The sequence below is a fragment of the Rheinheimera fenheensis genome (assembly GCF_039871805.1).
Classification (GTDB): domain Bacteria; phylum Pseudomonadota; class Gammaproteobacteria; order Enterobacterales; family Alteromonadaceae; genus Alishewanella; species Alishewanella fenheensis.
In genome coordinates this window covers 180,122-201,528 of sequence record NZ_JBDPJM010000004.1, presented here as the reverse complement: position 1 = coordinate 201,528, position 21,407 = coordinate 180,122, and the positions used below count along the sequence as shown (strand labels likewise).

Annotated in this window: 23 protein-coding genes and 1 riboswitch; of the genes, 10 read left to right on the top strand and 13 right to left on the bottom strand. The window is 44.3% G+C overall.

Features of this window, described 5'->3' with window-relative positions; translation table 11 throughout:
- Positions 1 to 154 precede the first annotated feature (154 nt).
- From ABGI61_RS08300 to ABGI61_RS08275, 6 genes are all read right to left on the bottom strand, one after another.
- On the bottom strand, positions 155 to 2,065 hold the full coding sequence (locus tag ABGI61_RS08300; RefSeq protein WP_347599679.1) for a serine hydrolase domain-containing protein: 1,911 nt from the start codon (positions 2,063 to 2,065) through the stop codon (positions 155 to 157).
- 98 nt (positions 2,066 to 2,163) lie between these two features.
- Positions 2,164 to 2,541: a 5-carboxymethyl-2-hydroxymuconate Delta-isomerase gene (locus ABGI61_RS08295; RefSeq protein WP_347599676.1), complete on the bottom strand. Its 378-nt coding sequence runs from the start codon at positions 2,539 to 2,541 to the stop codon at positions 2,164 to 2,166.
- Positions 2,542 to 2,555: 14 nt separating this feature from the next.
- Positions 2,556 to 3,269, bottom strand: coding sequence for a hypothetical protein (locus ABGI61_RS08290; RefSeq protein ID WP_347599673.1), 714 nt, complete (start codon positions 3,267 to 3,269; stop codon positions 2,556 to 2,558).
- Positions 3,270 to 3,385: 116 nt separating this feature from the next.
- A complete protein-coding gene (locus ABGI61_RS08285) occupies positions 3,386 to 3,820 on the bottom strand; it encodes a GNAT family N-acetyltransferase (RefSeq protein ID WP_347599670.1) in 435 nt (144 codons plus the stop codon).
- A 61-nt stretch (positions 3,821 to 3,881) separates the two neighbouring features.
- On the bottom strand, positions 3,882 to 5,165 hold the full coding sequence (locus ABGI61_RS08280) for an ATP-binding protein (protein ID WP_347599667.1): 1,284 nt from the start codon (positions 5,163 to 5,165) through the stop codon (positions 3,882 to 3,884).
- On the bottom strand, positions 5,165 to 5,851 hold the full coding sequence (locus ABGI61_RS08275; protein WP_347599664.1) for a response regulator transcription factor: 687 nt from the start codon (positions 5,849 to 5,851) through the stop codon (positions 5,165 to 5,167). The genes ABGI61_RS08280 and ABGI61_RS08275 overlap by 1 nt, the downstream gene beginning before the upstream one ends.
- 187 nt (positions 5,852 to 6,038) lie before the next feature.
- Here ABGI61_RS08275 and ABGI61_RS08270 point away from each other — a divergent pair, with 187 nt between their 5' ends.
- From ABGI61_RS08270 to ABGI61_RS08260, 3 genes are all read left to right on the top strand, one after another.
- On the top strand, positions 6,039 to 6,794 hold the full coding sequence (locus tag ABGI61_RS08270) for a MipA/OmpV family protein (RefSeq protein ID WP_347599661.1): 756 nt from the start codon (positions 6,039 to 6,041) through the stop codon (positions 6,792 to 6,794).
- A gap of 8 nt (positions 6,795 to 6,802) precedes the next feature.
- The gene (locus ABGI61_RS08265; RefSeq protein ID WP_347599658.1) at positions 6,803 to 7,375 is read left to right on the top strand and encodes a DUF1349 domain-containing protein; all 573 of its coding nucleotides are present in this window, start codon (positions 6,803 to 6,805) and stop codon (positions 7,373 to 7,375) included.
- 91 nt (positions 7,376 to 7,466) lie between these two features.
- Entirely contained in the window at positions 7,467 to 8,837 is a 1,371-nt protein-coding gene (locus ABGI61_RS08260; RefSeq protein WP_347599655.1) for an alpha/beta hydrolase family protein, read from the top strand.
- 68 nt (positions 8,838 to 8,905) lie between these two features.
- Here the strand turns inward: ABGI61_RS08260 and ABGI61_RS08255 are convergent, their stop codons facing one another.
- On the bottom strand, positions 8,906 to 10,111 hold the full coding sequence (locus ABGI61_RS08255; RefSeq protein WP_347599652.1) for an acyltransferase family protein: 1,206 nt from the start codon (positions 10,109 to 10,111) through the stop codon (positions 8,906 to 8,908).
- A gap of 207 nt (positions 10,112 to 10,318) precedes the next feature.
- Here ABGI61_RS08255 and ABGI61_RS08250 point away from each other — a divergent pair, with 207 nt between their 5' ends.
- Entirely contained in the window at positions 10,319 to 11,140 is an 822-nt protein-coding gene (locus ABGI61_RS08250) for a LytTR family DNA-binding domain-containing protein (protein WP_347599648.1), read from the top strand.
- On the opposite strand, the gene ABGI61_RS08245 is transcribed toward ABGI61_RS08250, so the two are convergent.
- Both ABGI61_RS08245 and ABGI61_RS08240 read right to left on the bottom strand, forming a co-directional pair.
- Positions 11,137 to 11,517 carry a DUF4260 domain-containing protein gene (locus ABGI61_RS08245; RefSeq protein WP_347599645.1) on the bottom strand — a complete coding sequence of 127 codons (381 nt, stop codon included), beginning with the start codon at positions 11,515 to 11,517 and terminating at the stop codon, positions 11,137 to 11,139. The two genes, ABGI61_RS08250 and ABGI61_RS08245, sit on opposite strands and share 4 nt — an antisense overlap.
- Before the next feature lie 80 nt (positions 11,518 to 11,597).
- Positions 11,598 to 12,554: an alpha/beta fold hydrolase gene (locus tag ABGI61_RS08240; RefSeq protein WP_347599642.1), complete on the bottom strand. Its 957-nt coding sequence runs from the start codon at positions 12,552 to 12,554 to the stop codon at positions 11,598 to 11,600.
- A gap of 142 nt (positions 12,555 to 12,696) precedes the next feature.
- Here ABGI61_RS08240 and ABGI61_RS08235 point away from each other — a divergent pair, with 142 nt between their 5' ends.
- From ABGI61_RS08235 to ABGI61_RS08225, 3 genes are all read left to right on the top strand, one after another.
- Positions 12,697 to 13,311, top strand: a complete 615-nt coding sequence (locus ABGI61_RS08235; RefSeq protein WP_347599640.1) for a TetR/AcrR family transcriptional regulator — start codon at positions 12,697 to 12,699, stop codon at positions 13,309 to 13,311.
- A gap of 94 nt (positions 13,312 to 13,405) precedes the next feature.
- Entirely contained in the window at positions 13,406 to 13,843 is a 438-nt protein-coding gene (locus ABGI61_RS08230; RefSeq protein ID WP_347599638.1) for a hypothetical protein, read from the top strand.
- Between the two features lie 28 nt (positions 13,844 to 13,871).
- On the top strand, positions 13,872 to 14,321 hold the full coding sequence (locus tag ABGI61_RS08225) for a GNAT family N-acetyltransferase (protein WP_347599635.1): 450 nt from the start codon (positions 13,872 to 13,874) through the stop codon (positions 14,319 to 14,321).
- A 1-nt stretch (position 14,322) separates the two neighbouring features.
- On the opposite strand, the gene umuC is transcribed toward ABGI61_RS08225, so the two are convergent.
- Together umuC and umuD are read right to left on the bottom strand one after the other, a co-directional pair.
- Positions 14,323 to 15,600, bottom strand: a complete 1,278-nt coding sequence (umuC, locus tag ABGI61_RS08220) for a translesion error-prone DNA polymerase V subunit UmuC (RefSeq protein ID WP_347599632.1) — start codon at positions 15,598 to 15,600, stop codon at positions 14,323 to 14,325.
- Positions 15,597 to 16,028 (bottom strand): translesion error-prone DNA polymerase V autoproteolytic subunit, encoded by a 432-nt coding sequence (gene umuD, locus ABGI61_RS08215; RefSeq protein ID WP_347599630.1) that lies wholly within the window; start codon positions 16,026 to 16,028, stop codon positions 15,597 to 15,599. The genes umuC and umuD overlap by 4 nt, the downstream gene beginning before the upstream one ends.
- Positions 16,029 to 16,519: 491 nt before the next feature.
- Here umuD and ABGI61_RS08210 point away from each other — a divergent pair, with 491 nt between their 5' ends.
- The gene (locus ABGI61_RS08210) at positions 16,520 to 17,953 is read left to right on the top strand and encodes a hypothetical protein (protein WP_347599627.1); all 1,434 of its coding nucleotides are present in this window, start codon (positions 16,520 to 16,522) and stop codon (positions 17,951 to 17,953) included.
- 138 nt (positions 17,954 to 18,091) lie between these two features.
- Positions 18,092 to 18,376, top strand: a complete 285-nt coding sequence (locus tag ABGI61_RS08205; protein ID WP_347599624.1) for a helix-turn-helix domain-containing protein — start codon at positions 18,092 to 18,094, stop codon at positions 18,374 to 18,376.
- Here the strand turns inward: ABGI61_RS08205 and ABGI61_RS08200 are convergent.
- Positions 18,373 to 18,891 carry a 3'-5' exonuclease gene (locus ABGI61_RS08200; RefSeq protein ID WP_347599621.1) on the bottom strand — a complete coding sequence of 173 codons (519 nt, stop codon included), beginning with the start codon at positions 18,889 to 18,891 and terminating at the stop codon, positions 18,373 to 18,375. The genes ABGI61_RS08205 and ABGI61_RS08200 overlap by 4 nt on opposite strands.
- Before the next feature lie 91 nt (positions 18,892 to 18,982).
- Positions 18,983 to 19,069, top strand: a riboswitch (cyclic di-GMP riboswitch).
- Between the two features lie 48 nt (positions 19,070 to 19,117).
- Between ABGI61_RS08200 and ABGI61_RS08195 the strand changes: the two genes are divergently transcribed.
- Complete coding sequence (locus ABGI61_RS08195; RefSeq protein WP_347599618.1) at positions 19,118 to 20,953, top strand: Calx-beta domain-containing protein; 1,836 nt, start codon at positions 19,118 to 19,120, stop codon at positions 20,951 to 20,953.
- Between the two features lie 163 nt (positions 20,954 to 21,116).
- On the opposite strand, the gene ABGI61_RS08190 is transcribed toward ABGI61_RS08195, so the two are convergent.
- On the bottom strand, positions 21,117 to 21,302 hold the full coding sequence (locus ABGI61_RS08190; RefSeq protein WP_347599615.1) for a helix-turn-helix transcriptional regulator: 186 nt from the start codon (positions 21,300 to 21,302) through the stop codon (positions 21,117 to 21,119).
- Positions 21,303 to 21,407 lie beyond the last annotated feature (105 nt).

Below are 21,407 nucleotides of genomic sequence, written 5' to 3'. Positions count from 1 at the left end.
TTTATGAATTTAATAATCAGTGGAAGACGTAAAAATATTCACGTGAAAAAAAGCCGCCCGAAGGCGGCAAAGGTCTGTAACACCAGGATGTGCGCTAGAGGCGCTATATTCTCAGCTCTTGCATCTGTTTACTGTAAGTAATTGTCAGTTTTGCTTAGTAATTAAGCGATAGACCTAACATACCGTTGCTAATGGTGAGTAGCGCGAAATAAATACTGCCTAGTAGCAGCAGCAATGCACGTAATTTTTTCCATTTTCCGGTTCCGTGTCGCAGCTGAGCAAATGTATAGCGACCAGTAAAGAATGTTCCTACTATGCTTGCCAGAGTCAGAAGTTGCGCGATTCTTATGACCAAATCTGAAGCATTAAGTTGAGACATCATTGTTAGGACTAACCCCCATGATGCTAATGCAAGTAGCAGCATTAGAGCGGCGATGCGTGAATGCGCGTAAAACTTGGCTTTCTCAAGCGTTAAGCTGTAACGCACGCAAATATACTTCTCGGCAATCAAATTAATTAAGGCGCCCAAGGCTGTTAAGGCTGAGAGGCTCAGTAACAACAGGTGTACGCTTGAGTTTTGCTGGGCCGTTGCAGGCATCCAACTCGCTATCGGGGCTAATGAGCTGGTAGATAACTTTATGACATTATCATTGGCATCGAGTGATACCGATATTTTTTCCTGGCCACCGATTTGTTGCCAAAGATACGGAGATATCTCACGCCAAATCCAGGGCTGGCCGCTTGGCTGAGCAAAGGCGGGTATCAGAAGGTCCCCATTAGGTAATGCCGTAACGCTGAGTTGCTGAAACAAGTTACCAACTTGCAACAAGGTATCAAAGCTGGTGCGGCTGGAGATGTAATTACCGGCGACCTTAGCAGCGCGTATTTCGCTGTCTGCAAGTACTTCTGTTTGGTCATTCACTTCCGTACAGCTAAAACAGGGAAAGTAGCGGTCAATAAAGCGGTTAATGATAGCCGGGCGTAGTTTATATGCAGCGCCATCCTTGCCAATACCGCTGATACTGACGAAGATGCCGGTATTAAAGTCGGGTAATAGTTTTAAATCACTATGATGATAAAGAGTGTCGCCGCCATGGCCAATAATAGTGTGGCCGTTGCGGTCAGCCCGATAGAAACCAAGTGCCATCGCATTTAAACCCTGAATATTAATTGCGGCATAGTTATGCATCAGGTTAATGGTGTTTGCTGACAGCAGCTGAGTATCTTGCCATTTTCCGTCGTTAAGATGTGCAATCATAAACTTGGCCATGTCATTGGCTGATATCGAAAGCGAACCGGCGGGAGTTCCTGCGATAGCCTCAAAAGGTTTAGCCGGTTGACTAGCCAGCGCATAACTGGATACCAGCATCTTTTTTGCTTTGTCATCAAACTGATTTTTGAAGCTGGCACCCTGCATGCTAAGTGGTTTGAAAATGGCGGTATCGACGTAATCTTCAAAGGGTAGGCCCGAAATACGCTCTACAATATAGCCAGCTAAGGAAACGCCATAGTTGGAATAAGATGGCACAGTGCCAGGTTTGAAGCTTTGTGTTGGGGTATACGCTTTAAGCCAAAGCTCGTTACTGTTTGGGCTGGTTTGCGAGGCGAATAACCCTTTAGCAACCTCCGAGAAGCCTGCAGTGTGTGTCATTAAATGACGCATGGTCACAGGTTCATTAAACTGCAGTTGCAGCTCAAAATCTAAGTACTGACGAATGTCCGCATCTAACGCTAGCTGGCCACGTTCAACTAATTGCATAACAGCAGTCCAGGTAAACAGTTTGGCTATAGAGCCTGGACGCACCAGATGGTCAGCGGTCAGTGCCGTTTTTGATCCAACATCGGCATAACCGTAGCCTTTACTAAAAACAACTTGCCCATTTTGCACAACACTTACTGCAATGCCGGCCAAATCCTGATGTTTAACCTCATGATTTAGCCAGCCATCAAACCAAATCTCTAGCTCATTGGCTGTAATTGACTTGACAGGCGTCTGGGCCAGGGTGTGACTACTGGCTAGTAACACAGAGCAGATAATCAATAACGTATAAACATATTTAAGCATAAGCGCTCCTTATAAAAGAGCGCCGATTTTATGCTTTAACGTTTATCGCTGTGGTAAGGCTTGGTAAATGCACCAAGCAGCAAATTGATTACACAAGCTTACGATCTAAGGGTAGGCATTTCCTGCTTATTAAAAATCGCCTTGGTGTAGCATGCCGGGTTAAGCTCAGTGACATGAACACTGCTTTGGATTGCATTTGCTGATTTAGGCATATGATCCGTCAGAGTGTCCAGCAGTGCTTTAGCAAGCGAGATTTTTATTGCGTCACTGCGTCCGGTCATAAGCTCAAGCTGGCAGTGGACAAAGCCTGCAGAGGCATCATTACCTGCCAAATAATAGTGGAGCATAACAACACGGCTTTTAATATCGGCCTCATTAAATTCGCCACTGCATGTCAGGGTGCGGTTGATGGCGGCTAACAACTTGTTATGGTCAATGCTTAAGTTGTCTGTTATTTCGACTCTGATATGCGGCATGAGCGTCCTTAGTGTTAAACCAGTATGTTGATCGATTTTATGCGGGTAAAGCCGTCATACAGGCTAAGTGGCATGCCAGCACTGGCATTATAGTGGCTGTTAAATGACGGCTCTTTATAGGGATTAAAGCCAAGCACTTGCGTCAGATTTTTCTCAAGCGGTTTTATAAATTCCTCACGACGCTTTTTTAACAGTTCGACAAAGGCAGTATCGTCATTTTTTTCGGCTATTTGCGCATAAACCTGGTCATAGCGTGCCTGTATACTGCCTACTTCACCGGCAATACCCGCTTGAGTGTTAAAAGGCTTTGTAGCGTCAAAGTTTTGCATCATGCTCATAAACTGTGCTTCGCTAAACAGTACCTCTGATAACGAATACAAGTTCGCTTGCAGTGTATCGTAAATAGTATTTGGATCGTCTGCATTAATCGCTTGTTCGATTTGGTTGCTAAGGTAGGCCTTTTCTTCATCTAGGGCTGTGCCTGCAGCATTGGCGTTGCCACGCATGGCTAACTTAGTGAACACTTCATCTATGAAACTAGGCAGTCTTTGTTTAGCGTATTGCTCCAGTTTATCTTGTTGCTCAGTCGTGGTTCCGCTTGTTTGTTGTGGCAGCCCAAGTTTGTTTTGGTTGAATTGCGGCGGCTGGAAGTTTTCCGCATTTCGCAAAAAATCGAGTTGAGCAAAGAAGTCATCCTGATTTCTTAACTGAAATTCAAATGCAGCCAAGACACCATCACTGTTGGCAACTTGTTGCTTAAACTCACTGACCCGCTGTTTTAGTTCTGTCTGATCGGGTAAGCGGATAGCCTTGTTGGAAGAAATTTGCATGTCGGCTCCTTCAGTTATCGTTGCATGGTGATTAAAAGTTGGTTGGTTTCTGGTTGAAGTTGGCGCGATACCTCACGAAAGCCGTGGCGGTGATAGAAAGCAATAGCGCTCCCGTTAAGTGCATACACTTTTACCAAGTTAAGTTTGGTCTGTTGCGCCATGTGTTGCAGAAGTGCAGAGCCTATGCCGGTTCTTTGTATGCCACTGTCAACAAACAGGGCAGCGAGCTCTTTATCTATTGCTGTAATAAAGCCAACCAGGCGATTGTTAGCAACAGCAATAAGACTGTTTTGGTAATGTTGCAGCAATAAATCGGTAATATGAGGCGTAATTTCGCACCAGTATTGTTGGCTGATGAAAGCCTGATGTTGGCACGTGCAGTGATACCAGAATGTAACGACATCTGGTACGTCAGATGGCTGACACGGCAGGATCTGAACCTGTGGCATAATGGCTTAACTGATTATTTTTAGCTACTTTGCCACAGCTATTTGAGAATGCGGTGACGCCTTACAAAGGCTTACTAAAAGTGGGAATAAATAGCTGAACTTTTAGTCCTTGCGGTGAAGCATGGTTAAATTTAAGCTCGCCATCAAGCTTTTGAGCAATGTTCTGCACAATAGATAATCCGAGACCGAGACCGCCTTTGGAGGCATGCCGAACAAAAGGCGTGCCCAGTTTACTGAGCATGTCATCGCTTACACCTTCGCCGTCATCTTCAATAACCAACTGCAGACCACTCTCGCTATTTATTGATGTTACGGTCACTGAATTGTGGGCAAATCTTGCTGCATTGGCTAACAGATTACGAATGCAGTAATGGTTAAGCTTGGGGTTAGCAAATATTGTTTCTGATCCTTGCCAAGACAAGCTGATAGCCAAATCAGGGTGAGCTTGTCGCAGCTGCATTATTTGTTGCTCCAGAGCCGCATTAGCATTGTATAACTCTCCTTGATGCCGACGCTCTAACTCATCGTTAATTTTCACATACCGACCAAGTTCAGTTAGCATGTCATTAAGTTCGTCCAAATCGGCATTAATGTCGGCAATTTGTTGCAAGTTGGCGTTAGTTTTTAGCTCATCTAAGGCAAAGTGTACCCGCGTTAAGGGAGTGCGAAACTCATGGGCTACGATGCGTAAAAACAACTTTTGGTTATCCAGCAGCAATTTTATGCGAGTTACTAATTGCTCGAAGGCTTGCGCTAATTCAGCTGTTTCTTTTTGTACAAAGGGTGTAAACGACACATCAAACTGGCCATTAGCAACCTGATTGGCAATATCTGACAGTTTCCTTAAGCGCCGGTAAAGTGGATAAGTGACAAGAAATACAAAAAGGGCAAGACTCAGCAGCCAAACAAATATAGGGAGTAGTTGTAGCGGTAAGGCATTCTCCAGTGTGCCGCTGATATGCTGTACCAGCACAGTATCGTCATTTAGTAGTGTAATAACTTTTACCGGTGTTTGGCCAGCGACCGGCACATCAGCCAGGACGGCGCGGCCATAGGATGTCAGCTGCGAATTGGCCACATCAGATAGTGTTAACGTGTTAACAGGCTCTAACGTCAGTGGATAGCCAAATTGTGATTGCAGTGTGGTTAAAATATCAGGCCATGACGCTATGGGTTGCCCAACAAATTTTTGTTTTAACAGATTGCTGACACCTTGAGAGGTGGTTAGCACATCATTGGCGATTTCTCGCTCCAGTACGCTATTTAGCAGCACGCTAAGTACCAGCTGTGCGCCAATAAAGCCAAAAATAATCAGTAGGTAGAACTTTAAAAAAAGCTTAGTCATTAGCCATTGCTGCCCGGCATAACAAACAGGTAGCCAAATCCTCTTATCGTTTTTATTAACCGATATGGCGCATGTTCATCGTTGAGTTTTTTTCGCAGCGCCGATACCCGCATATCAATGGAGCGGTCGAGGCCGTCATAATCAAAACCACGTAAACCTTTAATCAACTGCTCCCGACTGATTTTTTGGTTTGGATTTTTTAGAAAAAAATCTAACAAGTCGAACTCTGCGTCGGTGAGCAGTACTTTTTGACCAAGATAAGAAACCTCACGGCTAATCTCATTCACTGTCAGAGAAGTTTCTTGAACAGGATGTTCAACCTTTACGCGCCGAAGTAGTGCTTTTACCCGGGCCAGTAGTCTTTGTGGCTGAACAGGTTTGGGTAAATAATCATCAATACCTGCGTCAAGTGCCTGGACTTCCTGCAATTCATCATCGATAGCGGTCAGCATAAGAATAGGGCAGTCTTTTAGGGCCTTTAATTGAGCTGCCAGTGTTGTCCCTTCTGTATCGGGAAGCATCAGATCAAGCAAAATCAGGTCAAAATTGCCTGCTGAGAACGCGCTTAGCGCCTGTTTGCCATCCAACGCAATTTCAGTGTCGAAACCTTCCTTTTGGAGAAAGTTAGCAATAAGCGTGGCTATGCGCTGATCATCTTCGACTATTAACAAACAAGGTTGGTGCACAGCAATTTATCCCATCAATACATTTTGCATGTTTTCTCTGACATTAGCTTACAGAGCATAAGTGTTTAAAACCGTAATATCTGAAAGCTTAATTGTATCAAGTCATTAATGGCGCTCTGACAGGCCCTTACAGTAAATAGTTTACCCCGCTTTATACTTGCCGCAATTTTTGTTCAGGTAATTACGTATGAAATTTTTAGCGTTGGCAGTAAGCAGTATATTTGTAAGTGGTGTTTGTCTTGCTAATCAGGCAGAGGTTGAATCTTCGGCTGCCTGGTCTGTAGGGGTGGGAGCAGTACACTATCAATCCGCGTATCGTGGTACTGCACCTACTGAGCTTTTAGCGCCACTTTTTAGCTATCAAGGCGAACGGCTTTCATTTTCCGGGTTTTCAGTCAGCTACAGATTGATGGATGTGTTGGGTGTTTCAGTAGAGGCTTTACTCGAACCGGGGGATGAGGTGTTTGATGCGAGTAAATCAAACGATGCAAACCTGAGCAGCTTAGCAGACAGAGACATTAGTGTGATGGCCGGTATTAGGCTATCACATCATTCAGCGTGGGGGGCTGTGACGACAAGCCTTACTCATGATATTTCAGATACATCTGATGGGTATACAGCGGTAGCAGCATACAGCTATCCGCTGCAATTCTCAGAGCGAATGTCCGTTGTGCCCTCTGTTGGCGTTCGATTAACGGATGCCAGTGTGGCGAACTTCTATTACGGTGTGGGCGAGGGGGAGTCAGGCCAACTTGCGGCATATCAGCCAGGACGAACGACATCGGCTTTTGGCTCTATCTCCATGCACTACGGGTTGAGTAACAATCTCAGATTAAACGCCATTTTCCGCACCGTTGCACTTGATCAAAAAATCAAAGATTCGCCCATGATTGACGCCGGCTATACGCGCGTAGCGGTTGTTTCACTGGACTATCTGTTTTAGGAGTAACCATGAGTTTTTACAGCTATGAGTGGTTAAAACGCCCAGAAAACATCACGGTTCTGATGGAGAATAAGCTCTCTTTTAAGACCGATGCTGAAACAGATTTTTGGCAAAAAACGCATTATGAGATGCGTAAAGATAATGGCCACTTTTTCTACCAAACATTAGATGCAAAGGCATTTGAGTATGAAATTTGCCTGAGTGCATTACAGGGCACACGCTATGACCAGGCGGGCATTATGCTTCGGGGTAATGCTGAAAATTGGCTAAAGATATCTGCTGAATTTGAAACACACGAGCGTAGTTGGTTGGGCGCGGTGAATACAAAATTTGGCTTGTCTGATTGGTCTACCTGCCGTGTACCAACGATGCAACATCAGCACTACAAGTTGGTAGTAGAAGGCGATAATGCCTTGGTGTATGCGTTGGTTGGCACGGATTGGCAGCAACTTCGGATGTTGGATATTTCACATTTAAGACGTTCTGACGGTTTGGATTTGGGTGTCTATGCTTGCAGCCCTAAAGGGCCAGGGTTTGATGTGAGTTTTTATGACATAAAGCTGGCGGTAACCCGCTCTTAATTTTCACTAATCGTGCGTTGTTACAGTCATTTTTTAAAGCTGCCGGATGAAGCGCTTGGGTGCTCTGGCAAATAATTTTAGGGAAAAGGCAATGAAGAAAACCATACTCGCGGCGCTATTAGGCTCAATATCCTTGATCGCACATGCGGCTGAGGAGCATTTAAAATGGGCTGGGCATATCGCATTACCAAATGGCCAGCAGATGCCACTGGAGTTTGAAACATTTAAAGCTGACAGTTTAACCACTGCTAATGTTAGAAGTCCGGCTCAGGGCTCTCAGAATATTCCGGTCACCGGGCTAACCAAATCCGGGGACGGTTGGTCGTTCAAATTACCTACCCTGGGCGCTTCTATGCAGTTGAAGCATGATGAGGGCTGTTTAACTGGCGAGCTTAATCAAGGTATATCGCTGCCAGTGTCGTTATGTCCGGCGGAGAGTTTGAGCCACGATAACCATCTGGCAATGTTGCCACCTCAGGTATCAGAGATACGCAATCTGTACTTCTACTCGGCTGATGGCACTAGATTGAGTGGTACGCTGTATCACCCTGCTAATGATAAGAGGGCTCCGGTGGTTATTCTGGCGGGTGGTAGTGGCCCAACAGATCGTGATGCATCTTTCGCAGGCAAAAAACCTTATCGGAATTTAGGTGTTGAGCTAGCCAAACAAGGGATAGCACTATTTACCTTCGATAAGCGCGGCGTACGTCGCTCGGGGGGCGATTATACCCAGGCCATGGTTGAGGATTACGTCAAGGATACTCAAGCGGCCTTTGAACTCATAAAAACGATGAAGTCGATTAAGCCGAAAAATATTGGTTTAGCGGGCCATAGTGAAGGTGCAACTGTGGTGGCTATGGCGGCTCCTGAAATCAGGCCTGATTTTGTTATTTCTCTTGGTGGAGTGGGTTTAAATGGCATCGATGCGATCGTGCTGCAGGATAAAACTGAGTCTATCGGTCGTGGCGCGACTGAGCAGCAGGCACAGCTGTTGCAGCAGATTGCAGCTGACTATTATCGTATTGTGCTTAATGCTGAAGATGATGAGCAGCGTTTACAGCAAGCAAAAGCACTTTTGGCTAATTTAAACGAGCAGCAGCGTGAGGTTTATCAACAGTTTGGTGCAGATGCTTACACGCTGGATATCAAAAATGTAAATGACAAAGCGTTATTCTCGATTTTGTCGACAGATCCTACCCAATATTGGCAAAAGGTGTGTGCGCCGGTGCTGGTACTTAATGGCGATAAAGATGTGCAAGTACCTGCAGCAGAGAATGTACAGGGCTTAAAACAAGCGATAGTAGCGTGTCCGCATCCGGCAAATAAGTTTGTCGTACTGCCTGATTACAACCATATGTTTCAACCAACGACTGATGGCAATGTGAAGTTGTACGCGAGCTTGCCAGAGGGGTTTGACACCAAAGTCAGTAATCTTATTGTTCAATGGCTAGGTGGTTTGTAAGGTAGGGTACAGCGGTAAAATCTTCAATAAAGCAAGCGCGGTCATTCTAACCGCGCTTGCCAAAGTCTTTACCTCTTGGAGAATATGCCAAACGCACTGTGTAAAAATGGCAGCGGCATAATGATAAACCGGTATAACAGATAGCAGCCGATAAAAGTACCACTAACAACCAGCATAGCTTCTGCTAATACACCGAGTTTTAACGGCACTAACCAATAAGCTAACAGCACTATCAGTGTCTGGTGCAAAATGTACCATGGGAAGATGGCCTGGCTGTAACGTGCAACGGCTGAATCTGACTTGTTAAGATGCTTAAAACTGAAAGCCAAAATTGCGGCAATCATACTGATGCTATAAAGTGAATGTACTATCGTTCTCATGGTTGTGCCACACAGCATGTAACTTGCCCCGGCTAATTGAAGTTCTCCTGCTGCAGGTGCGAACAGCCACAGGTTAACTTGCAGGTCGTTGCATTGCTTTAGCCCTGACCAGATAGCAAAACTTGATAGTGCAACCGCTAATAAAATCCAACGGCTGTCTGCCATTTTCTGCCATATGTTGCCGCAAGCAGGTCTGCCCAACATGTAGCCGAAGATAAAGAAGCCAAAGTAGTAAGGGTGGGCATACCAGTCGTTGTAAAGCGCATGAGTCTCTGGAAAATGCGGTTTAACCCAAAGCTTCAACGCAACGATAAAAACCAGAAAAATGGCACTGATAAACGAGACTGTGCTAACTGATACAGACTTTAGCGTTAAACCCATTAGGGTTTTAAGCTTCAGCAGACCAACTAACAACAGGGTATAAGCAAACAAGTAAGGCAGATACCACAGGTGATTCCAGGTAAAACCTACATCTGAGCCATCAAAGGCACCTTGCGGCCAGGGTTGAAAGGTAAAGTAATTCACTACAAAGCGCAGTAAACCGGCTTCAACACTGCCATTTGCAACGGCCTGCACATAAGCCTGAAGGGGGACAGTAAATATCATCGCCATCAAAAGCGGAAACAGCAACCTAAAGGTACGGGAAGATATGAAGTCTGCAAGTCGCCTCTGCGGGTTTGCCAGCGCGATGGCTGCACCGCTCACCAAAAACAACAGCGGCATACGCCAGGCATTAAAAAACTGCATTATTGAGGGTAGCGCCTCAACCTGATAGCTGCTTTTAATGTGCCAGCCCCAGCCAGGGACAAACAACATTCCGCAGTGGTACAAAATCAAGATACCAAATGCGAGTACCCGAAGTGCGTCGATGTCATACCTTCTGTTAACGTTCATATGCAAAACTCCAAACTGTGTTGTGTACCAGCGCAGTTTGAGCGAGAGCGGTTTTACTGACCAATGAACAGTGACAAAGCGGTAATAGTGGTGCTTAATATGGTATTTCTGGGATAAACTTAGGTTTTCTGGGATGATTATTGGCAGCATTCTATGGCGCAGTCGGCGTTTTTAACCTGGTATTTGAAACACAAGTGGCAGTGTGAAGTGCTATTGCTGGCCTTGTTTTTTTGCCTGAATATGCTGGCTAATGGCTACGTTGCCTATGTCGAAAAATCAGCTACCGGCATCGCATTTTGGAAACCCTGGCTGTGGGAAATTAGCAGTGCTTTATCAGTGCTGATAATACTGCCAGGGTTAATCTGGCTAAGTGAGCAATATCCTTTACGCATACAGGGCTTGAGGTTGCAGATGCTGCGCCACTTTCTGGCCAGTTTACTATTTTGTGCCTTACACCTGGTGCTCATGGTAGCTATGCGCTCCTTTGTGTATCAGCTTGCCGGTGAGAGCTATCTTTTTGATTGGCACGCGTCAAATTTGCTATATGAGTATGCTAAAGACGTGCGGCTTTATTTGTTCTTTATCATACTTTTTGAGACATACCGCTTTGTAATACGACGTTGGCGTGGTGAAGCGTCTAAATTGGCACAAGCACCGGATTTGCCAGAAACATCAGACTCTGCAGAGCCTTACCTCACGCAAGTGCTGGTGAAAATGTTGAACCAAGAGTTTCTGATCAAGTTATCTCAGGTCGACTACATCAAAACCGCAGGTAATTATCAGGACTTGTATGTTAAAGGACGTGCCTACCCATTTCGGATCACGCAGGCTGCATTGTTAAACCAGTTGAACCCGGCTGATTTCGTGAAAGTAAACCGTGGACAGATAGTAAATCTCAACACTGTTATTCGTTTTATCAAGCTCAACAGCAATGACGCCCGGCTCATCCTGCACGATGGAACCGAGATCAGCGTGCATAAGAACTATCTTGAGAATATTCCTGCGACTTTGAGGGTAGTAGAAGTTTAAAGGTTGACTGAATTGGCTTTTCCTATAACGCCAAGATGGGTAAAGCGAAACCCCTTTTGCAGTTTCAAGCCATAGCCCAGCATACGGTCGAAGCCAATATGTGCCGTCCAGATTAATACTAAAGGTAAATGTTGGGGGCTTTGCCGTAGTAACAATGCCCCCAGAAGTAAGGGGATGCTGTAGCTGTGGCTCAAGTTATACAGATTAGCCCCTACAACTGAACTCAAGAGGTAGCCAAGCAACAGTGCATCGGGTAGAAAAAATAGCCCGGCAAACAGCCACCAACTATATGAGCTGTCTTTAAATAACAATATTGACATGAATAACACCAGCGCACCTTCAAGTTGCAGTATTCGCTTAGTCGTTGAGTCTTGCATTATTTCATCGCCCAGTTTATTTTCTTCTGTGTATATTGTAACCAGCTTTGTTGGGCGTCTCGTAGAACGTTTACAAAGCATTATGGTTTGAGTACTGCATTGATAAATTTTGAAATGTGCTGTGCTAATCTTGCTGCATGATGTGGATTCATTAAAAGCGAGTAATGATCTGAACCATCAATTATAAGGTGCTTGGGCCTGTTACTGAGTGACAACATTGATTTATGTAAGGAAAGCCAGGCTTGATATTCGTGCTCTGTAGCATCCGGCATTTTGGCTGCGCTGATAATAAGCAGTGGGGTATGGCTTAGAGATGCCGACTTCGCCAGCTCAGCACTCTGTTGCCACAGCTGCATTTCGGTATAGGCGCTTAGCAGATGTTTGGGGCTGGATCCAAAGTAGCGCACAGCAAAGTGCGTGTTATCGGGTAATTCGCTGGCGAGTTGCCCGAGCGGATTTACCAATCGTACTATCCCAGTATAAGACAGGTAAGCTAAAGGCTTTAGTAAGTCATTAAACTGCTTTGCCTTTTGCACAAAGCTTTCGGGTAGAATTGCAAACTGATCCGGATGCGAGCCATCGACAAAAACAAGAGCATTTACGAGGTGTGGGTACTTTGCAGCAAAAGCTCTGACTACAATGGCTCCATAGGAATGACCTACCAAGGTAATATTGGATAAGCTCTCTCCTGCCTCTTTCAGAGCCTGATGCAAAGCCATCACAGCTGTTTCGGCATCAAGCGTTTCATGACTGTCAGACCAACCCAGGCCAGGTCTGTCGTAGCTGCACACCCGAAATTTCTTTGCCAAAGCAGGTTGCACCCAACTCCAGGTTTGACTCCAGCCTATAGCCCCTGCTTCCAGTACAATAAGAGGTGATGATGTGCTACCGGTGCAATTGACATGCAATCTGCCCGACGATGTTTGCACATAGCTGCCCGGAGTTTGGTAAACACGAGACATGTACAAGTTGCTGGCTAACTGAGCTAGTAAACCGAATAATGCAACAAGAGCAATAATCAAAATAATCTTTTTCATATTTTCACCATAAAACGAACTACCGTTCTATTTTATGGTTTGGATAATATTTGCGCAAGAGATTTTGTCGAATCTGTGAGCAGGCTGGACATAATCAATTTGAAAGAGTAAGTTCGCAGGCTATTTATCGGGAGGTTAGGATATGCCCAAAGTTACCCAGCAAGCATTAGACGCTCGAAAAGAGCAGATCCTATTTGCTGCTGCATCGTGTTTTAGTCGGTCTGGTTTTCATCGTACTACCATGCGTGACATTTTGCGCGAAGTTCAGTTAAGTGCGGGAGCCGTGTACAACTATTTTCCTAGTAAGGAGGCGATACTGCAGCAAATGGCTGAACGAGACTTGCAATCAGCCATTGAGTTATTAAAGCAGCTGTCTCCCGCTGATACTTTTGCTGTTATGCGGCTGTTAGAGTTAATGTTTGGTGACTTAGATCGTATTGTGACTTCGGGGGGGGCAACGTTAACAGTTACAGTGCTGGCTGAGGTCGCTACAAATACTGAGTTGCATCAGAAAATTATGCCATTCCGTCGTAAGCTAAAGCTTGAGGTAACTCAGTTTGTTCAAGCATATTGCTCTGCTCAAAACCTTAGCATTACAGAAAGCGATATAACCTTCATGGTAGATGCGTTATTTCAGCTGTTTAATGGTGCGATTTGTAGTGCTGCACTTAATGAGCATGTAAATACCAAGAAAATAGTGCATCTAGGTCAACAGCTGGTCAAATTGACGCTGGGTTCTAAAGCCGCTGGATTTTAGTTCTTACATTCTCTTACTGTATCTGTAATACCTGTTCCGGTTAACTTGACCATACCATTTCGCATATTTTTTATAAAAGCGACCGGAGCATAATATGGTTTCGCTACAACATATTCGGCAATCTCACTCCGTACCTGCAGTTAACACACATATACCGCACCAAGCTGCTACAGAGTCGGCTCTGGCAGAAGGAACTAAGGTATCGTTGACGTCCTGGTTATCCGATGAGGCTTCCTCAAACTATCCGGAAACTGTGCAGCAGTATCTTCACCAAGTTCAAAATGATCCCTCGATATCAGAGAAGGAAAAAAACGCACTGTTTTTTAATTTGGTATTGCGTCCGAAATCGGAAGCCAGAGCAGGCAATAACTTAGCCCAGCAAGTTATTAACCAGCAAGATAATGCTTCGTGGAAAAGTTACTTATCGAGTTTACAGTATCTATCTACCCTTAATTCGCATAATGACAGAGCGAATTATGAGCTGCATAGCAATCTGACTAAACATTACCAGACATTATCAAGCAAGCTTTGAGTACCATTTAATAGGGTTTGGAATATTTATGAAAGTTTACGTAAAAAGAGCTCTCGAGGGTGATGTTGCCAAGATTGCACCTTTGTTTAACGAATACCGAGTTTTTTATCGCCAAAAGAGCGACATAGCTATGGCAATCGACTTTCTCTCACAACGGCTACTTAATAACGAATCTGTAATCTTTGTTGCTGAAAACTATGAAGGATTAGCTGTTGGTTTTACCCAGTTGTATCCAAGCTTTTCCTCAATTTCCGCAAAAAGATCGTGGATATTAAACGATCTTTATGTCACACCTAACTCAAGGCGAATGGGGCTTGCCAGAAGACTGATGGAAGCTGCACGAAATTTGGCAGCAGTCACCAACGCAAAAGGGCTTTGCTTGCAGACTGAAATTGATAACACCACAGCGCAAGCGTTGTACGAGTCTTTGGGGTACAAGAGATTGAGTGATTCATACTTTTATTATTTAGCGCTATAAGTTATCTAGCCACTGGTAACTCTCGCCAGTTTGTTGTGTAAGCTGGCGAGAGTAGCTCGCGCTTCATTCCCCATTCTTGCCTAGTGCCTTGGCTGGCAAACCATAGGGTTTTGCTGTTTTTGCTATTAAGAATATCCATCAGCTGCATCAGTTTCTGGTCTGACTCCTTTACAACTAACGGCTCATCAAACAAGCTGGGCTGATAAACGCCAGGATCGTAGAAGTCGGCTAGCATTACTCCTGCTTTGGCATAGCGGTAACCGTTTAGCCATAGGCCATCCAATAGTTTCATTGCATGGGCAAGAAAGATTCGTGTGTCGCTACTTGGTGTGTCGAGTTCAATACTTTTGCTGGCGCTGTAGGGCGCATCTTTATCGCTAAACGGGCTGGTACGTAAGAATACCTTTAAGTGTTTTGCGGTTTGCTGCTCTTGGCGCAGCTTCTTGCAAGCCCGGCTAACGTATTCACTAATTGCCTCACGCATTTGCTGCTTATCGGTTATGCGTTCACCAAAGGCGCGGCTACTGACAATCTGCTTTTTAGTCGGTGCCATCTCTTCCAGCGCAATACAGCTTTCACCGTTCAGTTCTCGCACTGTGCGTTCAACTACAACAGAAAATTGCTGACGAATATACTCAGGGTCAGCATCAGCAAGTTGCAGTGCTGTATTAATACCCATCTGCTGTAATCGTTTAGTCAGCTTTCCGCCAATACCCCACACTTCATCTACCGGCAATAGGGCCAATAACTTACGCTGGCGCACTTTGTCAGTTATATCGACAACGCCACCTGTTTTCGGCCATGTTTTGGCTGCATGGTTAGCCATTTTTGCCAGTGTTTTGGTTGGTGCTATACCCACGCAGACGGTAATGCCCGTCCACTTCTGCACTACCTTTCGTATCTGCATGCCAAAGTCTGTAAGGCTCTGGTTAAAATCAACGCCGGTTAAATCCAGGAAAGATTCGTCGATGGAATACACCTCCACCCTTGGGGCAAGGCTTTCCAGAGTGTTCATTACCCGCTGCGACATATCAGCATAAAGGGCATAGTTAGAAGAGAATGCTACTACACCATGTTTCTGGATTAACTCACGCACCTGAAATACCGGCACACCCATCTTAATTCCGAGTTTCTTCGCTTCTTTCGACCGGGCGACCACGCAGCCATCATTATTAGATAACACAACGACCGGTTTGTCTGTTAGGTCAGGCCGAAACAGTTTTTCACAGCTGGCGTAGAAGTTATTACAGTCGACAAGGGCAAAAACAGGGTTAGTCATTTGCGCTTCATTTGCCGGATCACGTTTGTCACCACACCGAAGATATCCAACTCTTCGCCGTTGCGAGGCCTTATCGGTTTATAGGCTGGGTTGCGCGGTAGCAGCATTAATGACGGCCGGGTGCATAGCTCTTTAACGGTAAACTCTCCACCCACCGCTGCCACGACGATATCGCCATGCTCAGCATCAATAGAGCGGTCGACTACCAAAACGTCACCGTCATAAATACCGGCTTCTATCATCGAATCGCCTTCTACCCGAACGAAGAAGGTAGCATTAGGGTGACGGATGCACAGCTCGTTTAAATCTAATGTGCGCTCGACGTAATCCTGTGCAGGCGATGGGAAACCCGCTTTTACTTTGCTGACAAATAGTGGGATGGACATACGACCATTCACATAGGCGTTACCAATAAATACTATCGACATATCTGCCTACAAAAACTGTGCATATATACAGTATATCTGATTTATTTGGAGTGCCAATAAGACATTTTGAGCGTCCAATAATGAGGGAGCATGATGCTATGAATCGGAGGGGGCTTATCTAAATGCTCAAATGCGATCAATGCATAAATGGCTAATTAGTATTATTGATCCAGTACTGGATCAATGACGTGCTCTTAGGGGGGCAACATGGTCGGCATTTAGTGCCGGCCATTACGTGTTACTGCTGAATTCATAAATATAAACATGTTTTACATTTATTCGAATATGCCGTCTCAACTCTGTGAGTGGCATATGGAATTGACAGAAAAATTTTTGCAAATCTCTAGACGCGATTTGGCTTTGCCGGCAAAACAGCTCATTTTCAAAATGCAGCTTATTTCAACAATTACACCTTTACTGGATTGATTTACAGTGGTCTCTCAATTCAATTGAGAGTTTGAAACGCCACAGTAAACATAACGAGGTGTTAGGTGAAAAAAATTAAGATGCTGTTCAAAACTAAAAATTATGTTGGTTCTGAAATAGGTAATACGTTAAAGTCCTCACTCGCACACTCTTTTAGAGTTGTCGGACAAAGCGTTTCGGCAAAAGAGGAAGCTCTAAAGTGGGATGAGAGGTTGGTTACGGCCAATAGGGTTTATTTTGGTGAAAGCTTTTTAAGTAAATTGGATTTGCCTACTGGGAGCATTGAAGACTTTTCAGCTATCACGCTTAATGGCAAGAACGCTGAGATAGTTAATGCTATTGTCAGACATTATGCCAAGCCTGGTGACGCAAATGAGCGAAACAGAAAATTGGCGTCCGCAAAAAACTCACTGAAGAAAGCTTGTTTGGTTGTTTCTCCCGAAACTCGGTATGATGTTTCGGTATCGCTTGGAAAATACTTTAACGGAGATATAACACCACAACGCTTTAAGGAAATATTGCTCGCACTGCCATCAACGTGCAATGCAGCCCGTCTGATTACACAATTAGAGAGGTTTGAAGCTGCCAGGCGACAAATTAACTTCCCAAGCCAAAAAAGTACCATAGTACAAGAAGGGATCCTGACATTCCCACTCAAAGACCCAATATCAGAAGGATTCTCGAAATTATCTGGAGAATTGTCAGTCGATGACCTTATCAATTCAATTAAGAAGTTGTTGCATAACTATTTTGATGATTTTCCGATAATCGCGATTATCGGGCATGTCGATGAAGTGCGAATGCACGTTCACTATTTTATTGATGGTTGGTGTAATGGACGCCAGAAAGAGACCATTCCTCAAAAAGTCAGCAAAATGTTTCTTGATAAAGATATGCAACAATCCAATTCAACAAAGCAGCTAAGCCAGTCAAAGCTAGTCAATATTGGTGAAAACTTCCAAAGAAGTATTTATGGCTTTATAAACTTTGATTTATTACAAGAAAGAGGTCTTGTAGCCAAAATATCTCCAGAGCATGAGCGAAAAAGTGAAGCTGCCAAACATCGAAATGCAGACGCCAGGAAACCTATCAATATGCGGCATTATCAGCGCATTAACGAATTGATACGCGAAAAGGAGCGTGAGCTTGAAACGTTAGAGCAAGAAATTGAGCTTAAAAATAAGCAGAAAGCTTATCAGGACTATCAAATGGCAGGAATGGTAGAGAAACAAAAGGAGCTCGCTTTGCTGATTCGAGAACAGGACGAAATAGTAGCGTACTATACTGGTGAAAAACTTCAGGATTTTATTTGCCAACTCAGGGATGCGTTTAAGTTAGCGCCACAATTGACATTCACAACCGACGTTAATCAGCTCATAGAAATACTTACTGAAAAATACCCGTTACTGAAGCGCGATTTTTGGCGGGCGATGCTTACTATTGGCCTCACAGGTCACTCAGCCAACAGATGGCTTCAAGCAAAAAATATAACCCCATAGCCAAATGTGTAGCTAAAATATCTCCAATAGATATTTGAAGAAGTGGATATAGAATGCCGCTAAATCTAAGTAATACTTAACAAAAACCGTAGCATATTCTAAGAAAATCTTAGGCACCTTTGTAGCTCTGGTGCCTAAATGTCTGATAAAAAAAGTATTCCACTACCCAGGAGACTGAAAGCTGCCAGGCAAGCCGCGAAAATGACGCAAGAAGCTCTTGGAATCGCTGCTGGCTTGGATGAACATGTTGCGAGTGCCAGGATGAGCCAATATGAAAATGCCATTCATACACCCGACTATCATTTCGTGAGAAAACTAGCCTCAATTCTGCAGATCCCCACAGCATATTTTTATTGCGAGGAAGAAAAGTTAGCAGAATTAATACTCTCTTTTGGTGTTGAAGAGAGCGAGAAAAATTCTTAGTTTTCTTTGAAAAATAGCAGTGCTAAATTTTTTGCATCATCTAAAGCTGAGTGGGGCCTGCCGAGCGGGGCTACGCCACTAATTTTAAGTGCAGTCTGTAGGCCCACTCGTTTAATCCGTCTCTGTTTGCAGTAAGTTTTTTTAAAATCCTGATATAAGTTTTCAGTTAAAGGAAACGGCGCTTGTGCTGAAATGCACTCTCTTTTTAACATGTCAAAGTCGCTCTTACCCCAGGAAATAATATGCTCAGGATTATTCTGATTGATAAAGTCAGATAGGCTTTGGGCAACAGTATCAATGCCCGGGGCAGATAAAAGTTGCTCAGCAGTAATGCCAGTTAACGCTGTGCAAAATGAGGTCAACTCGAACGGAGTCATAGGTCGTACATACGAATGGAAGGCTGATTCGATTACACCAGCAACACAATATACTGCAGCAATCTCAATGATTTGATAAGGGTAATCCCGCACACCCTCGTCGCATGTGAGTTCTAAATCTAACGCAATAAAATTCATAACCACCCGACTGCTACTTTAGTTTCTAGTTTAACCAAATTCATGAATATTTTGATCTTTAAAACTTGATTAAAATCTAAGTATAACTTAGATTTGGCAGTGGCACGACAGTTGAAAAACTGTACACGCAAAGCTATGGGCCTAATGGTAATACACCTAAGGTTGCCAGGCTGCACCTTTCAAGTTGTGCACCACTTTGCGTTTAATCTGAAATTGGGAAATCCATATGCAAAGAACGCACAAATTCAAGACCTCATTACTGTTATTAAGCATGGCTATGGCTGGTAACACCTTTGCTGAGACACATAACCACACACTGCAGTGTGGGCATTACGAAATTGGTAATCCGGTATTAGAGCGTTTGGCTCAAAAGCGCTTGCATATCGCCACACAGAACAAGGCTGCTCCATTTACTGATGGTGCAGTTCGCGCAATGGCGGTTGAATCCACTAACATTGTCGATCTGATGGTCTATGTACACCCTACATACATTGAAGATTTGTCTACTGCAATTCGATTCGATGAAAATGGCAAGCCAATCGAAAATGGCGCTCAGTTCATGCACAGCATGATTCAAGAGCAGATTGATAAGGTGAACGAAGCGTTCGTTACAAACAACGTAGATGCGCTGTACCGGGTTGGCTATATCCATGTGCTGAACTCTGAGTTGCCAGCATTAGGTGATACAGATGCGTTCTATGATGAATTTGGTGATATTTCAGAATGTGCTTCAGGGCAAGCTAATGTGGCTTTGCTGGAAAAGTGTCAAACAGCCGTATATCAAACAGCTAATAGTCTATATACGCAAATGGGTGCTGATACATTCCACTTTATTCGTAGCGCTCGCGATAACGGCACAAATGTCGTAGGCTTGGCCGGATTCTTTGGTGGTTCTGCTTTCTACGATAACTACGTAACAGTTATGAGTGATTTTATCGCTAACGGCGACGATCAGGCCAACATCGACAACTATTTAGCACTTTATGCTAAAACAACTGTTCATGAAGTTGGCCATGTATTAGCTGCTAATCACCCTAATGAAGATACCGAGGGTAAAGGCCATCAGGCTCATAGCTGTGGGACGATTGGCGCAGGTTCGGCCATTAAGAAACAAACCGTAATGGCGTTTGGTGATACGCATATGTTTTTCTCCGATCCACAAGTAACTGTTGATGGTGAAACCTGTGGTATTGCAGGTGTTGCTGATAACTCAGATGCGGTTCGTACCTATGCTCCACTTTTGGCTGCGGCAAGTGATAAAGTTGCTGTTAGTTCGGCCTACGAGTTTACTCAGGCTTCTATGACCGTTGATTCAGGCTCAGGCGTTCAAACAATTCGTTTACAGCGCACTGGTGATTTAACTCAGCCTGCTTCTGTAGCATTGATGGCTGTTGATAATACGGCGTGGGAACAACGTGATTTTACTTTCGGCTGGAAAGAAGCCGTATTTGCTGCAGGCGCTGCGTATGCTGATGTAGATTTCACCGTACTTGAACGCAGTGGTACTCATGCTGATTCAGATTTTGCCGTTAAAATGATGTATAGCACTGCTGGCGAAGTAAGTCTTTCGCAGATGGTGGTAAATATCGAGTCAACCGATTTGCCAATGGTGGGCTCTGTAACATTGCAGCCAGCGACTTATTCGGTAGCTGAAAACGCTGGTAGTGTAACTATTACCCTGAATCGTGTTGATGGTACTGATGGTGAGGCAATTGTAAATATTGTAACTCGTAACCAAACCGCAATCGCCGGTACAGATTTTACAGCACTAAACACAACTGTGACCTTTACTGATGGTCAGGAATCGGCAACGGTAACCGTTAACGTAACTAACAACAGTACATACCAAGGCTCACGCACTTTTGCAGTAGATATTACGTCGGTAACTACAGGTTTAGAAATCAGTAATCCCACTGCGACTGTTACTATCACTGATGATGAAACCCCGCCAGCTTCAGGTGGTGGTGACTCGGATAGCGGTTCAAGTGGTGGCTCTATGGGATTGTTCCTGGGGTTAGCACTGTATTGTGTTGCTTTACGCAAACGAGTATTAACATGCTAAAATGGCATAATTGAATTCGTTTCACAAAGCCAGCCATGAATAGAGCTGGCTTTATTATTTTTTAGGGGATTGATACAAATCGCTACGTCGATTTCGCATCGAGCGACCTCCTTGAAGAGAACTTTACATTGAATGAAATGCTATGCGCAAAAAAACGGCCTGTTTAGTGGCTTATTGGTGCCATGTCCAGCGATTCTCTCAGCCAACGCTCCACATCTGACTTTTCCCATAATGCAATACCGCCAAGTTTGTGTGTTTTGGGAGCGTTCGGCTTTTTAAGAATGTTGTACCAAGTGGCTTTGCTCACCGGCACTATTTTCAACACCTCTTTCAGTCGTAGTAATTGCATATCAGTACTCTCATATCGTGTAAGTACGGTTATTTTCTGCTGTTGAACTGACTATCTCAAGGTTGAAATTAGGCAGCAATCTTACAATTGAATTGGCTGTGACAG